Raw genomic sequence first — 14,397 nt, 5'->3', positions numbered from 1 at the left:
GATTTTCAGGTGGGGAGACTGGCGGATCACGCCAGCGCGGCCCAATACATTCGTAAAACAAAGCCCACGGCACGCCGTGGGCTTTATTGGCAGTCAGTCAGGCAGCGCCTTACTGAGGCGATACTTCAGTTTTAGGTTTGCCGTTGTGCCACTCGTAGACCACGAATTTGAAGTCTTTCAAGTCGCCCTTGGCGTCGAAGCTCAGGTCGCCAGTCGGGGTCTTGAAGGTACCGGCGTGAATGGCTTCAGCCACTTTGGTCGCGTCTTCGGACTTGGCTGCCTTGATGCCTTCGGCAATCACTTCAACCGCCGAGTAGGACGGGAACACGAACGGACCGCTTGGATCTTCTTTCTTCGCTTTGAAGGCATCGGCCAGGGCGATGTTGGCTGGATCCTGGTCGAAGGATTTCGGCAGGGTCACCAGCAGGCCTTCGGACGCGTCCTTGGCGATCTGAGTGATCGAGTCGTTACCCACGCCTTCCGGACCCATGAACTTGGCTTTCAGGCCCTTTTCCTGGGCTTGACGCAGGATCAGACCCAGCTCCGGGTGGTAGCCGCCGTAGTAGACGAAATCGACGTTGGCTTGCTTGAGTTTGGCGATGATCGCCGAGAAGTCTTTGTCGCCGGCGTTGACGCCTTCGAACACGGCAACTTTGGTGCCTTTCTTCTCGAGGGTCGATTTCACCGCGGTGGCGATGCCTTCACCGTACTGTTGCTTGTCGTGCAGGACGCCGACAATTTTCGGTTTCACGTGGTCGGCAATGTAGTTACCGGCGGCAGGGCCCTGGGCGCTGTCCAGACCGATGGTGCGGAAGACCATTTTGTAACCACGGGCGGTGATGTCCGGGCTGGTGGCAGCCGGGGTGATCATGATCACGCCTTCGTCTTCGTAGATGTCCGAAGCCGGTTGAGTGGAGCTGGAGCACAGGTGACCGACGACGAACTTGACGCCGTCGTTGACGACCTTGTTCGCAACCGCTACCGCTTGTTTTGGATCGCAGGCATCGTCGTATTCAACGGCTTCAAGTTTCTTGCCGTCGACGCCGCCCTTGGCGTTGATTTGCTCGATGGCCATTTTTGCGCCACTGAACTGCATGTCGCCGTACTGGGCTACTGGACCGGTTTTAGGACCGGCGATACCGATTTTGATGGTGTCAGCTGCGAACGAATGGCTGGCAACCCCGGCCAGAACCATAGCGGCAAACAGTTTGGAAATCTGCTTAGTAGCCTTAGTCATAGTGCTCCACTCTTACTGTTGTAATTTTTTTGAGTTCTGGCGCCGTAGCAGCAGAACCGGGTCAGATATCTTTGCGATACCCTCCGGAAATGCCCCCGGCAACTGTACCGGTACAGTGTAGAGCGCCGGTTGTCAGCCTGGGAAGCGGGCGCCGAGGGGCAAAACTTGGGGGTGTCGCATTTTTGAATGAAAAAGACAGAATTGCGGCGGGGCGTTGGTGGGCATATAGCCCAATCAGCAGCATTCCCTGGCGTTCCTGCTCTTTTCGTTCGGTACAGCCATTTGCAACCGGGTTTTGCTGACGGACCACCGACGTTATTATTCGCGTCGATTTCTTTTCCGGACAGCTCCCATGAATCAAGAACCTAGCACCCTCTATGCCAAGCTGCTTGGTGAAACCGCATCTATTACCTGGAAAGAGTTGGAGCCGTTCTTCGCCAAGGGTGCCCTATTGTGGGTCGACCCCGCGCTCGATTTGATCGCCGCTGCCGAGGCCGTGGCGTCGGATGAAGGCGAGAAAGTGGCTGCCTGGCTGGCCGCAGACAAAGTCGCCAAGCTGTCTGAATCGCGGGCGCTGGATCTTTTCGAACGTGATCCACAGCTGTGGGCAGTGGTGGTTTCGCCGTGGATTCTGATCCAGGAAAGGGCGGTCGCTGCTGGCGTCGCACCTTGATGGTGCGACCGGCCGTCAGCGGAAAGTGTGTAGCGGAGTAGCGTGATGGCACGTTGCCGTGAAGAATCGCCACAAGCGCGGGTGACCTCACGGTGACGTAAACGTAACGGGAACAGTTTAGTAAGCAGCCTAACGGCTGCTTAATTGTTTCTGGATATTGGAAAGGCTGAAATCTTCAGTGAATTTCAGGGCCTCTTCGCTGGCAAGCCAGCTCCCACAGGTTTTGTGGTTTACACAATAATTGTGTTCACCCGGACCCTGTGGGAGCTGGCTTGCCAGCGATGGCGGCGACTCGGCCTTCGATCAGACCGTAAACGACTTGCCGGTATGGTTATTCAGCGAAATAACCTTGGTCTTGCCAATCCGGTGACGATAGATCTCGCGCAAATACTTGATCGACTTCTTCACGCAATCACGCGACAGGCGAATGTCATTGATCGAGACAAACTTCTCTTTGTCGTTGATCAGCTCGCGGTACTTCTTCTCGTACATCGGTTTGATCGCGTACCAGTTGGTGTCGAGGATCTTCGCCGGGTTCTCGAATTCGTTGAGCAGGTCGTCGATGCGATCTTCGTCGAATTCTTCGTTGATGATGAAATCAAGAATCGAGTTGTCGAGGGTCTCGTCGAAGCGGTACGGGTTCTTCGCGAAGCAACGCTTGATAAACGCGACGATCAGGGTCAGGAAGTCGTCCGACAGGCACGGGCTCTTCGCAATCAACGTGGTCAGCGACAGGTTGGCCGAGGCGCCGATTACCAGTGCGTAACGCTTGAGCGTGGTGTTGGGGAACAGGCTGTTGAGGTGCGTCTTCAACCGGTTCAGGTCCATGTACGACAGCTTGTAGTCTTTCGGCAGCGAAACGATCGAGACCACCGACGAGCAGTTCTTGAAGAAGTGCAGGTCGTGCAGGGCCGCGGCGTCGTAGCCGGAGTTCTTGTACTGCTCCAGCGAAGCGCGATAACGCTTGGACTCGATTGGCAGCAGACTGATGCCTTCGATGGCCTGAGTCACTTTGTTGAAATGCGGCAGATCGATCGAGCGGAAGAACAGGTCATCGATGTTCAGACGCTGCGGCTCTTTATCGAACACCTTGAATTTGTCGCTGCTCGGCGGCGGGGTTTCCGGTACCACCGACTCTGCGTAGGCAATCGCCACCGGGCCTGCCAGGCTCATGAACAGGTCGTTGGCGTCGAGGCGAATGGTTTCGCCAATGTCGATGCCGGCGCGGCGGAAGTAGTTCTGGTCGTAGTCAGTGGTGACTGCCTGCGCCGTGAGAATGTTGAAGATCTGCTGCGAGATGTACTGGTTGGCGTGCTTCTCCATCGCATTGACATCAATGTTCTGGATGTTGCCGTCATCGCTTTCTTCGGCGTAACGCATGATGTCGTTGGAGATCAGCATCATTGCGTTCCATGGGCGGATACGCCCCATGACGCTGGCTTCGCTACTGTCTTCATTGGCGAAGTTGTAGGAGAAATCCCATTCTTCCGAAAGGTATTTGCACAGCAGGCGCCCGGCGTTGATGTGCAGCGCCTCGGACATTTCGCTGCGGTGATCGGAAATGTTCGGCAGCACGCAGATGCCGCTGGTGAAGATCGGCTCGAACACGAACGAATGACCGCTCTTGCCGTCATGTTCGTCCATCGGCTTGGTGTCGAACGTCTTGTTCATGTACGAGTGCTGCTGGGCCAGACCGAACTCCGAAGCCATGCCGGAACCGGTACCGCCGCCGGCACTGAAGATCGAGAAATACAGGCGCGACTGGTTGGCCTTGATGCCGCAGCTATCGATCAGGTACGAATGAATCATTTTCCAGTCAGGGCTGGAGAAGCGCTGGGTGTCCTTGTTGAGGATGATCTTCGCCAGGTACTGGCCGAGGATCGGCGCGTTACCGGCGCCACCGGCGTGGACTTCGGACAAGTCCATGATCTTCATTTTGCTGTAGTCGCGCAGGAAGCCGCTTTTCTCGCCCTTGCGCGAGAAACGGATGCGCCCGGCGATGTCCTTGTCGAGGTCGCCGAGCATCACCAGCGGTTCGACTAGAAACACCGGTTTGGTCGATTTGTTCGGGCCGATGCGCAGGTTGTTCTTGATCCACTGCGCCGGGCTGTAACCCTTGTCGGCCAGTCGGCGATCCGCCGCGCGGTCTTCGTTATTGAATTCGTTGAGGTAGAACTTGCGCGCGTTGTACACCAGCTCCGCGACATCAAGGGCGATGTTCGAGCCGCAGCGACCGAGGCCGATCAGGCACACCGAGGGGAATTCCTGGTCGTTGTGCTGTTCGTTGTCGCCTTCCAGGTGCGGTGGGCGCGGGAACACCAGATCACGCAGGCCGTCGAGGTTGTCGAGGATGCGGTCGGTATTGGTTTCGGTGAAGTACAGGTATTGCTGGGTTGACAGCGGGCGCGACGGGACCAATGGCTTCGACGATGACGGGCTGTTGGCGGCGGGGCTCAAAGTCAGATCGGATACCGCAGTGGCGGGATTATTTTTAGAAGTCATTGTGCGCCATATACCTGGACTGGTTGGCTCGCTGGCCAGTTGCCTGCGAACCTCACGGAATAAGATCTCGCGTCTTTTAATTGCGCGAATTGAGCCCGAGCGTCAGGGTTTTGGCCTGACTGTCGCTGGGGGGAATCCTTTCCTGATCGTTGATGAATCGGCCATTATTCGGCGATCTTTAATCGAAAAGAGGCAAAATGATGTCAACGCTACCTTCGTTGGGGTTCGCCGGAATCGGTCTGATGGGCCTGCCCATGTGCCGCCGTTTGTTGGCGGCGGGTTACCCGCTGACCGTGTGGAATCGCAACCCGGCCAAGTGCGCGCCACTGGTCGAGGCCGGTGCCCGGCAGGTGGCGACTGCCGCTGAATTGTGCGAACACGCCGACGTGGTGATGTTGTGTCTGGCCGATACGGCAGTGGTTCGCGAGGTGGTATTTGGCGCGGGCGGTATCGCCGAAGGCGCGAAAAGCGGCCAGTTGCTGGTGGACTTTTCCAGCCTTGAACCGACGGCTACTCGCGAAATGGCGACAGAACTGGTGGAGAAAACCGGCATGGCCTGGCTGGATTCACCGGTGTCCGGCGGCGTGGTCGGTGCCGAGGCGGGCAGTTTGGCTATCATGGTCGGCGGCGATGCGGCAAATCTGGAGCGTGTGCGCCCGGTATTGCTCAACCTCGGTCAGCGCGTCACGCACATGGGCGGCATCGGCGCGGGGCAGGTGACCAAGGCCTGCAACCAGATGATCGTCGCCTGCAACGCACTGGTGATCGCCGAAGTGGTGGCGCTGGCGGAGCAGGCCGGGGTCGATGCGAGCCTGATCGCCGAGGCGCTGGCGGGTGGTTTTGCCGATTCGAAACCGTTGCAGATCCTCGCCCCGCAAATGGCCGAAAGCCGTTTCGAACCGATCAAATGGCACGTGCGCACCTTGCTCAAGGATCTTGATACGGCAGTGAAGTTTTCCCGCGAACAGGGTTCGGCGACGCCGATCAGCGGATTGGCCGCACAACTGATGCGCCTGCATGGGGCGCAAGGTTATTTGGCGCAGGATCCAGCGACACTGGTGCAAATGTACCGCGCGCCAGAATCAACGGATTGACCGCGTGTGAGTGTTTGCGCTGATTGATTTCTTCCAGCACCGGGCGCAGCTCGTCCAGCGGCACCGGACGGCTGAGCAGGTAACCCTGAATGAAGTCGCAGCCTGAGCGTTCAAGGAATTCGTACTGTTCCAGGCTTTCGACGCCTTCGGTGACCACTTGCAAATGCAGGGTGTGCGCCATGACGATGATCGCCTGGACGATCTCCATGTCGGCGGTCGCCGTGGGAATATCGAGGATGAACGAGCGGTCGATCTTCAAGGTGTTGAGCGGCAGGCGCTTGAGGTAGGCCAGCGACGAGTAGCCGGTGCCGAAGTCGTCGATCGACAGCGATACACCCAGGGCACGAATCTGCCGCAGTAACACCAGGGTGTTGGCGATGTTGCCCATCAGCGCGTTTTCGGTGACTTCCAGTTCCAGCCGCTCCGGTGCCACCCCGGCGGTGCGCAAGGCACTTTCGATTTCGTTGGCCAGCTCATCCCGGGTGAGATTGAGTGGCGAGCAGTTCCAGGCGATTTTCAGTTCTTCGCAGCCATGGCGCGACAGTTCACCCAGATCCTTGCACGCGCGGCGCAGCACCCAGTTGTCCAGTTCGGCGATCAAGCCGTTGTTTTCGGCAATCGAGATGAAACGATCCGGGGTCAGCAAGCCATGCAGCGGATGCTGCCAGCGAATCAGCGCTTCAAGCTTGGTGACGCGGCCGGTTTTCAGTTCGAAGATCGGTTGGTAATACAGCATCAAACCGTTTTCTTCGCGCAGGGCATGGCGCAGTTCTTCTTCCAGTTGCAGCTCGAAGCTGGCGCGGGTCTTGAGGTTGGAACTGAAAAAGTGCAGGCCGTTACGTCCTGCGCCCTTGGATTGATACAACGCCAGGTCGGCGTGCTTGAGCAGTTCTTCGCAGGTGGTGCCGTCCTCCGGAAACAGACTGATGCCGATGCTGGTGGTCATCACCATGCGGCGCCCGGCCAGCTCGATCGGCTCCTTCATCTTGAGCATGATGCGCTGGGCCATGTTGCGGGCCTCTTCGCGGTCATGCAGGTTGATGAGGATGCAGAACTCGTCGCCGCCGAAGCGCGCGACCACGTCTTCATGGCTGCGCACCGAACCTTTGATGTGATTGGCGATGACCTTGAGCAGCTCGTCACCAGCGTCATGGCCGAGGCTGTCGTTGATCCGCTTGAAGTGGTCGATGTCGAGAAACATCACCGCGAGCATGCCGCCCTCGGTGGCTTTCTGGCAGAGTTTCTCGGCAAAGATCTGGTTGAACCCGCGGCGGTTGATCAGGTTGGTCAGGGCGTCGTAGTTGGCCGCTTGTTGCAGCGACATGCGCGCCTGATCGAGCTGGCTGAGCAGGGCGTTGACGCGGCGCAGATCCTCTTCTTTGTTCTGCAGTTTCTTGTCGGCCAGCGCCGCACTGATCGCGCTGCCAAGGATCAGCAGGATGATCAGCGCAACGGTCAGGCCCAGTTGCAGATGCCCGTTATCGCCGCCGCTCGCTGTCGGGCCTCCCTCGGGAAGAACCAGATCCAGCGCAGCCATGCCGGTGAAATGCATGCTGATGATGCCGGCGCCGAGAATCAGCGCAGCGCTGTACTTGAGCAACTGATGCGCGACGCCGCTGCCTTCGCTGAGATAGCGGGCCACCCACAGCGCTGCGAAACTGGCGCCGATGGCGATCGCCACAGACAGCGCGAACAGTCCTGGATGATAGTAAGCGGTGGCGCTCGACTTCATCGCCGCCATGCCAACGTAATGCATGCCGGCGATGCCCAGGCCGATGACAAACGCGGTTTTCAAGCAATGCAATGCACTCGGCTGCGCTTCGCTAAGGGTTTGCATGGCCAGCCAAGAGGCGAGCAGGGCGATCAGCAACGAGAAAAGGGTGATGCCAAGGTCGTACTGAATGTCGATCGGTGTCTGGAAAGCCAGCATGCCGATGAAATGCATGGCCCAGATGCCGCCGGCCAGGCAGGTCGCGCCGATCCAGCGCCAGATCCGCCGCGACCCCGGATCTTCGGCATTTACAACGCGCTCAGCCATATCCAGAGTGGCGAAACTGGCTGCGCAGGCGACCAGATAAGCAACCATCACCAGGAAAGGGTTGTGACTGCAATCGAGGATGACCTGCCCGCTCTCCGGCAGCTCGGTAACAAACTGCAAACCAAGCCACTCCATAGCATGCCCCGTCTCTGAAGTCGTCCCGAGTGCGCGTTGAACGCAGCTGAATGTCAGGAGTATAGAGGCCGATTTCGGGGTGCAAGCGGTAGTGGCACATTGGCGCTAATGATTTCGGCATTAGCGTCATAGCGATTGGCGCTAAAGGCTTACGCGATCTGTTCGAAAGGGATTTGCGCCCAGTCCGGCTGCAGCGGCGGCAAGCCGAAACGTGCACGGGCCTTGTCGCAGTCGACATTCTGTTCGCCGTTTTCCCATGAAGATTCGAATTCACGGCAGGGGCTGGAGCGCAGTTCATAAATCGAGCACTTCACCTCGCTGCCGACTTCACCGACCAGCGCCGTGCAACGTGGCGATTTGCAGTCGGTGCCGTTCATCGCCACCCGGCTTGGACTGATCTGTGTGACCAGTTCATCAGGCACCGTGCCGCCGGAAGATGAGCACTCACCCCAAAAGAAAGACACGCGAAAATGGGAACAGCAGGCACCGCAATTCAGACACGGACTGACTTCAGACATGGGCGAGGGTATCAAAGGGATTGATCGGGAGATCCGGACGGATCCGGCGGCCATTCTAGGCTTTGCCGCGGACTTGGGAAGGGGGGCGCGAAACTATTTTTTTGTGGCAAGGTTTTGCCGCAAAAGCCCCGGTTTTCGGGGGATTACAGACTTATCAAGGGCTTACGTTTCGTTACAGTGCCATGGGCAGATATCAGGCAGACGAATGATCACAGACAGCCTTTGCGTGGCTGACTAGATTGCAGGTTCCGGGCTCGGATGCGTTGGCAGTGAAGCCCTATAACAATAAAGAGACGGACCCATGCAGAACTCGACCCAAGCGGCGAATGCCTGGCGCATTCTGTTCCTGCTGTTCCTCGCCAACCTGTTCAACTTCTTCGACCGCACCATTCCAGCGATCATCATCGAGCCGATCCGCATGGAATGGCACCTCAGCGACTTCCAGTTGGGGATCGTCGGCACCGCATTCACCATTGTTTACGCCATCGCCGGCCTGCCGCTGGGGCGAATGGCCGATACCGGTTCGCGCAGCAAGCTGATGGGCTGGGGCCTGGCGACGTGGAGTGCGCTGACGGCGGTCAACGGTCTGGTCGGCAGTTTCTGGAGTTTCCTGATCGTGCGCATGGGCATCGGCATTGGTGAGGCCAGTTATGCACCGGCGGCCAACTCGCTGATTGGCGATCTGTTTCCGGCTCATCGGCGGGCGCGGGCCATGGGCATCTTCATGCTCGGTTTGCCGTTGGGCCTGTTGCTGGCGTTCTTCACCATTGGCTGGATGGTGAAGGCGTTTGACAGCTGGCGCGCGCCGTTCTTTATTGCAGCGGTGCCGGGGCTGATTCTGGCGATCTTCATGTTCTTCATCAAAGAGCCGAAGCGCGGCGCAGCGGAGACCGTGCAGGTTTCGCAAGAGAAAGTCGACAAGCCGATCCGCCGTATTCTGGCGGTGCCGACCTTTCTCTGGCTGGTGATGGCCGGGTTGTGCTTCAACTTCGCCACCTATGCCTGCAACTCGTTTCTGGTGCCGATGCTGCAGCGCTATTTCCTCATGCCGTTGCAGGAAGCGGCGGTGGCGACCGGGATGATTGTCGGCGTGACCGGACTGGTCGGTTTGACCCTGGGCGGCTGGATTGCCGACAAGATTCACCAGCGCGTGGCCAATGGGCGGCTGCTGTTTGCCGCGTTCAGTCTGATTATCTCGACGCTGTGTACGGCGTGGGCGCTGCATTCGGGGCGTATCGAGATTGGTGTGTTTGTCGCGCTGTTCAGTGTTGGTTGGCTGTTTGCCTACAACTTTTACACATGTGTTTATACAGCGATTCAGGACGTGGTCGAACCGCGCCTGCGGGCCACGGCAATGGCGTTGTTCTTTGCCGGGTTGTATCTGCTCGGCGGTGGCTTGGGGCCGGTGGTGGTGGGTGGTTTGTCGGATCACTTTGCACACACGGCGATGCTGGCGGCCGGTGCGGAGCAGATGACCGAGGCCTTTAAGGCAGTCGGCCTGCATGATGCGATGTACCTGATTCCGGTGGCGCTGTTTCTGACCATGGTGTTTCTGTTTCTGGCGGCGCGGTGTTTTGTGCGCGATGCGCATCGGATGAAGGAGGGCTTGGTTGCTGTGGTTGAGCCTGAGGTTGCAGCGGCGACCGCATAGCCGTCATCGCTGGCAAGCCAGCTCCCACAGTGACCGAGTCGTACACATAATCTGTAAACGACCCGAAACCTGTGGGAGCTGGCTTGCCAGCGATGAGGCCATCAGCATCAGCTGAAAAATCACAGGCAACAAAAAAGGCCCGCATTGCTGCAGGCCTTCTTGTTTTCAGCGCTGGAGCAGGGCGGTTTAGCCCGCTACCAACACCCGAATCGCTTCCAGTCGCAACGCAGCCTTATCCAGCATCGCCAGACCTTGCTCACGCTGTTCACGCAGCGCCACCAGTTCGCTGTCGCGCACGGTCGGGTTGACCGCTTGCAACGCGGTCAGGCGCGCCAGTTCTTCGTCGGTGTCGGCCGCCAGACGGCGACGCGCCTCGGCCACGCGCTCGGCGTGACGCGGGGCGATCTTGTCTTCACCGGCGTTGATCCGTGGCGTCAGCTGATCGCGCTGGGCCTGGATGAACTTGTTGGCGCTGGCACGTGGCACGCTTTCCAGCTGATCGTTCAAGGTTTCGAACGAGACGCGCGCCGACAGGTCGTTGCCGTTGGCATCAAGCAGGCAGCGCAGGGCGGCCGGCGGCAGGTAACGGCCCAGTTGCAGCGAACGCGGCGCTACCACTTCGCTGACATAAAGCAGTTCGAGCAGCACGGTGCCTGGCTTCAACGCCTTGTTCTTGATCAGCGCGACGGCGGTGTTGCCCATCGAACCGGACAGCACCAGATCCATGCCGCCCTGCACCATCGGGTGTTCCCAGGTGATGAACTGCATGTCTTCGCGCGACAGCGCCTGGTTGCGGTCGTAGGTGATGGTCACGCCTTCGTCGTCGCCCAGCGGGAAGCTGGCGTCGAGCATCTTCTCGCTCGGCTTGAGGATCAGGGCGTTTTCCGAATGGTCTTCGCTGTCGATGCCGAACGCGTCGAACAGGGTTTCCATGTAGATCGGCAGGGCGAACTGATCGTCTTGCTCAAGGATGTCCTCGACCAGCGCTTCACCTTCGCCAGCGCCGCCGGAGTTGAGCTCCAGCAAACGGTCACGGCCGGTGTGCAACTCGGCTTCCAGACGCTCGCGCTCGCTGCGCGCTTCGTCGATCAGCGCTTGCCACTCGCTGTCGTCGGCTTCTTCGAGCAACGGCAGCAGGCGCGGGCCGAACTGATGCTGCAAGGCGTTGCCGGTCGGGCAGGTGTTGAGGAACGCGTTCAGCGCTTCGTGATACCACTGGAACAGGCGCTCTTGCGGGCTGGTTTCCAGGTACGGCACGTGCAGTTCGATGATGTGCTTCTGGCCGATCCGGTCGAGACGCCCGATCCGCTGCTCGAGCAGGTCCGGGTGCGACGGCAGATCGAACAGCACCAGGTGGTGAGCGAACTGGAAGTTGCGACCTTCACTGCCGATTTCCGAGCAGATCAGCACTTGTGCGCCGAACTCTTCGTCGGCGAAGTAAGCGGCGGCGCGGTCACGCTCAAGGATGTTCATGCCTTCATGGAACACCGTGGCCGGGATGCCGGAACGCACGCGCAGGGCGTCTTCCAGGTCCATCGCGGTTTCGGCGTGGGCGCAGATCACCAGCACTTTGGTGCGCTTGAGCATTTTCAGCTGATCGATCAGCCACTCGACACGCGGGTCGAATTTCCACCAGCGCTCTTCTTCGCTGGCGTCCGGCTGGGCCTGGAAGCTGACTTCAGGGTACAGCTCAGCGTGTTCGCCCAGCGGCAGTTCGAGGTATTCGTCCGGGCACGGCAGCGGGTACGGGTGCAGTTTGCGCTCCGGGAAACCCTGCACGGCGGCGCGGGTATTACGGAACAGCACGCGACCGGTGCCGTGGCGATCGAGCAGTTCGCGCACGAGGCGGGCGCTGGCTTCGGTGTCGCCATCGTTGACCGCGGTCAGCAGGGCTTCGCCTTCGTTGCCGAGGAAGCCGTGAATGGTTTTGTGCGCTTCGGCCGAGAGTCGGCCCTTGTCGAGCAGTTCCTGCACGGCTTCGGCCACCGGGCGATAGTTGTCGCTCTCGGCGCGGAAGGCAGCCAGGTCGTGGAAACGGTTCGGGTCGAGCAGGCGCAGACGGGCGAAGTGGCTGTCCTGACCGAGTTGTTCCGGGGTGGCGGTGAGCAGCAGCACGCCCGGGATGACTTCGGCGAGTTGCTCGACCAGCGAGTATTCCGGGCTGGCCTTTTCTTCGTGCCAGACCAAGTGGTGCGCTTCGTCGACCACCAGCAGATCCCAACCGGCAGCAAACAGTGCGTCCTGAGCCTTCTCGTCATCGACCAGCCACTCCAGCGCGACCAGCGCCAGTTGCGTGTCTTCGAACGGGTTGGTGGCATCGCTTTCGATGAAGCGTTCTTCGTCGAACAGCGCGACCTGCAGGTTGAAGCGGCGGCGCATCTCCACCAGCCACTGGTGCTGGAGGTTTTCCGGGACGAGGATCAGCACGCGGTTGGCGCGGCCCGAGAGCAGTTGGCGATGGATCACCAGACCGGCTTCGATGGTTTTACCCAGACCCACTTCGTCCGCCAGCAAAACGCGCGGGGCGATACGGTCGGCGACTTCACGGGCGATGTGCAATTGGTGCGCGATTGGCTGCGCGCGAACGCCACCCAGGCCCCAGAGCGATGATTGCAACTGGCGGCTGGTGTGTTCGAGAGTGTTGTAACGCAGCGAGAACCACGCCAGCGGATCGATCTGGCCGGCGAACAGACGGTCGCTGGCCAGACGGAACTGGATGAAGTTCGACAGCTGGGTTTCCGGCAGGGTGACGGCTTCGTTCTGCCCGTTGAGACCGTGATAGACCATCAGGCCGTCGACATCGTCGACTTGCTGCACGGTCATCTTCCAGCCTTCGAAGTGGGTGATGCTGTCACCCGGCGAGAACCGCACGCGGGTCAGGGGCGCATTCCGTAGCGCGTACTGGCGGGTTTCGCCAGTGGCCGGGTAAAGCACGGTCAACAAGCGGCCGTCCTGTGCCAGAACGGTGCCTAAACCAAGCTCTGCTTCGCTGTCACTGATCCAGCGTTGCCCCGGTTGATACTGCTGCGCCATGCTGCCTGACTCCCACCTTGAAAAAGCGGGCTATCTTAACGGAATGAGGGCTTCAGGGCCAAAGATTACTGGCGTAGGAGCTGCCGCAGGCTGCGATCTTTTGATCTTTGAGAACCCTTGAGGTTTGAGCTGTCTGATAAAGATCGCAGCCTTCGGCAGCTCCTACACGTGCCAAGTGCGTCACAGATTTGCGACGGATGGCTCAAGGCGCCTTTGCCGCAGCCGATAGCCTGCTGACAGGAGACCCCATATATGTTGCCACCGATGCTCCCCCTGAGCGCTGTGCCGATCACTTCCCAGCAGGATCCGATCCGCCAGCGGCCGGACATTCCTCCGGTGGTGCCGGTGCAGGAAAGCTCCAACGAAAGCACGATCGATTTGCAAAAGCGCGATCCTGAAGAGGATCGACTGCTGGCGCGTGAAGAGCAGCGCCGTCAGCAAGAACGTGATCGCCGTCGTCGCGAAGCCGATGAAGACCCCGAAGAACATCTCGCCGTGCCCGGCACCGAATTGAATGCTGACAACACCGTGCCGGTGGTGCCGCTGATGGAAGATCAGCCGCGTCAGGGCTTATGGGTCGATATCGAGATCTGATCTTCGGCTGGTCAGCGCTGGTGTGACGTTGCATTATTGGCGCAGTCCTGCCGGTGATGTGGCAGTTGTGATTCTTTCAAGTGATTTACTGACGCCATGAGCCAAGACGACAAACTGATTGACCTCAGTACTGAACGCGCCAAGCGCGTGCATGACATTAAAGAGAAGCGGCTGAACGAAGTGCGCCAGGCGTTCGAACAGGCGATGCCGTTGGGAAAAGCCAAGAAAAAGTCGAAAAACAAGCCGAAAAAGCGTTGATCTCTGCCTGCATCCGTTGATGCAGGTCATTTAATTTCCCTCCTTTACTCTCCTTCGTTGCTGGTATTGATCCCGGTCAATTTGTGCGCCTGTGTGTTTGGTAACTTAGTTCCATCGCAGCAGAGCAGAGGCCCAGGAGGCCAGTCATGTTTTTCGATAACGTGGTGTTTGCCGGGGTCCTGACTGTAGGGCTGATGGTTCTGTTTTTTGCAGGGTTTGGATTTTTTATCTGGAAGGATGCGAATAAGCGCAAGAAGTGATTCTTCTGGATTGATGAGCACGCAAGGCATTTTGGGGCGACTTCGGTTGCCCCTTTTTTTTGTGTCTTGGCGGCCTTTGGGCCGACCATGCTTTGGGTGTGCTTTGTGTGCAGTGGTCAACTAATTCCGGACACCTCGATAGGTGGTTTTGACGCCATCGCCCGCTCGTAAACGGTCGGTGGCAGATATCCCCGTTTCGAGTGCAGCCGTTCGTTGTTGTAAAACCCAACGATGTATTCGGTGATGTCGCGGATCGCTTCAGCGTGGTTCGCGTAGTCACGTCGCCATACTCGCTCCATTTTCAAACTCAAAAAGAAGCGCTCCATCACTGCATTGTCCCAGCAATTACCTTTACGGCTCATGCTCTGCTGCATGTCGTTTCTTGCCAGTAATTCTCTGTAAGT

The 14,397-nt window shown here is 58.9% G+C and carries 12 protein-coding genes; 6 read left to right on the top strand and 6 right to left on the bottom strand.

The window, feature by feature from the left end; genetic code table 11:
- Positions 1-109: 109 nt before the first annotated feature.
- A complete protein-coding gene (locus ACM6IN_RS18705) occupies positions 110-1,237 on the bottom strand; it encodes a branched-chain amino acid ABC transporter substrate-binding protein (protein WP_007918518.1) in 1,128 nt (375 codons plus the stop codon).
- 352 nt (positions 1,238-1,589) lie between these two features.
- On the opposite strand from ACM6IN_RS18705, the gene ACM6IN_RS18700 reads away from it, so the two are divergent.
- The gene (locus tag ACM6IN_RS18700) at positions 1,590-1,910 is read left to right on the top strand and encodes a DUF2288 domain-containing protein (protein WP_095113841.1); all 321 of its coding nucleotides are present in this window, start codon (positions 1,590-1,592) and stop codon (positions 1,908-1,910) included.
- A 303-nt stretch (positions 1,911-2,213) separates the two neighbouring features.
- Here the strand turns inward: ACM6IN_RS18700 and ACM6IN_RS18695 are convergent, their stop codons facing one another.
- A complete protein-coding gene (locus ACM6IN_RS18695) occupies positions 2,214-4,412 on the bottom strand; it encodes a hypothetical protein (protein ID WP_064119773.1) in 2,199 nt (732 codons plus the stop codon).
- Between the two features lie 197 nt (positions 4,413-4,609).
- Between ACM6IN_RS18695 and ACM6IN_RS18690 the strand changes: the two genes are divergently transcribed.
- Positions 4,610-5,506: an NAD(P)-dependent oxidoreductase gene (locus tag ACM6IN_RS18690; RefSeq protein WP_414916511.1), complete on the top strand. Its 897-nt coding sequence runs from the start codon at positions 4,610-4,612 to the stop codon at positions 5,504-5,506.
- Here ACM6IN_RS18690 and ACM6IN_RS18685 read toward each other — a convergent pair.
- Both ACM6IN_RS18685 and ACM6IN_RS18680 read right to left on the bottom strand, forming a co-directional pair.
- Positions 5,397-7,679, bottom strand: a complete 2,283-nt coding sequence (locus ACM6IN_RS18685; RefSeq protein WP_414916510.1) for a putative bifunctional diguanylate cyclase/phosphodiesterase — start codon at positions 7,677-7,679, stop codon at positions 5,397-5,399. The two genes, ACM6IN_RS18690 and ACM6IN_RS18685, sit on opposite strands and share 110 nt — an antisense overlap.
- Before the next feature lie 149 nt (positions 7,680-7,828).
- A complete protein-coding gene (locus tag ACM6IN_RS18680) occupies positions 7,829-8,197 on the bottom strand; it encodes a YkgJ family cysteine cluster protein (RefSeq protein ID WP_007918504.1) in 369 nt (122 codons plus the stop codon).
- 301 nt (positions 8,198-8,498) lie between these two features.
- On the opposite strand from ACM6IN_RS18680, the gene ACM6IN_RS18675 reads away from it, so the two are divergent.
- Complete coding sequence (locus ACM6IN_RS18675) at positions 8,499-9,848, top strand: spinster family MFS transporter (RefSeq protein WP_414916509.1); 1,350 nt, start codon at positions 8,499-8,501, stop codon at positions 9,846-9,848.
- A gap of 186 nt (positions 9,849-10,034) precedes the next feature.
- Here the strand turns inward: ACM6IN_RS18675 and rapA are convergent, their stop codons facing one another.
- A complete protein-coding gene (rapA, locus tag ACM6IN_RS18670) occupies positions 10,035-12,881 on the bottom strand; it encodes an RNA polymerase-associated protein RapA (protein ID WP_095113838.1) in 2,847 nt (948 codons plus the stop codon).
- Between the two features lie 252 nt (positions 12,882-13,133).
- On the opposite strand from rapA, the gene ACM6IN_RS18665 reads away from it, so the two are divergent.
- From ACM6IN_RS18665 to ccoM, 3 genes are all read left to right on the top strand, one after another.
- On the top strand, positions 13,134-13,475 hold the full coding sequence (locus ACM6IN_RS18665) for a hypothetical protein (protein ID WP_003222394.1): 342 nt from the start codon (positions 13,134-13,136) through the stop codon (positions 13,473-13,475).
- Between the two features lie 96 nt (positions 13,476-13,571).
- A complete protein-coding gene (locus ACM6IN_RS18660; RefSeq protein ID WP_007918490.1) occupies positions 13,572-13,733 on the top strand; it encodes a hypothetical protein in 162 nt (53 codons plus the stop codon).
- A 146-nt stretch (positions 13,734-13,879) separates the two neighbouring features.
- On the top strand, positions 13,880-13,993 hold the full coding sequence (ccoM, locus tag ACM6IN_RS18655) for a cytochrome c oxidase subunit CcoM (protein ID WP_003222396.1): 114 nt from the start codon (positions 13,880-13,882) through the stop codon (positions 13,991-13,993).
- A 116-nt stretch (positions 13,994-14,109) separates the two neighbouring features.
- On the opposite strand, the gene ACM6IN_RS18650 is transcribed toward ccoM, so the two are convergent.
- On the bottom strand, positions 14,110-14,397 hold a 288-nt coding region (locus ACM6IN_RS18650), incomplete at its 5' end, for an integrase core domain-containing protein (RefSeq protein WP_414916508.1).

The organism is Pseudomonas sp. IT-P395 (genome assembly GCF_949767675.1).
Classification (GTDB): Bacteria; Pseudomonadota; Gammaproteobacteria; order Pseudomonadales; family Pseudomonadaceae; genus Aquipseudomonas.
Note: the sequence above shows the minus strand (reverse complement) of the source record. Positions and strands in the feature narration are given on the sequence as shown.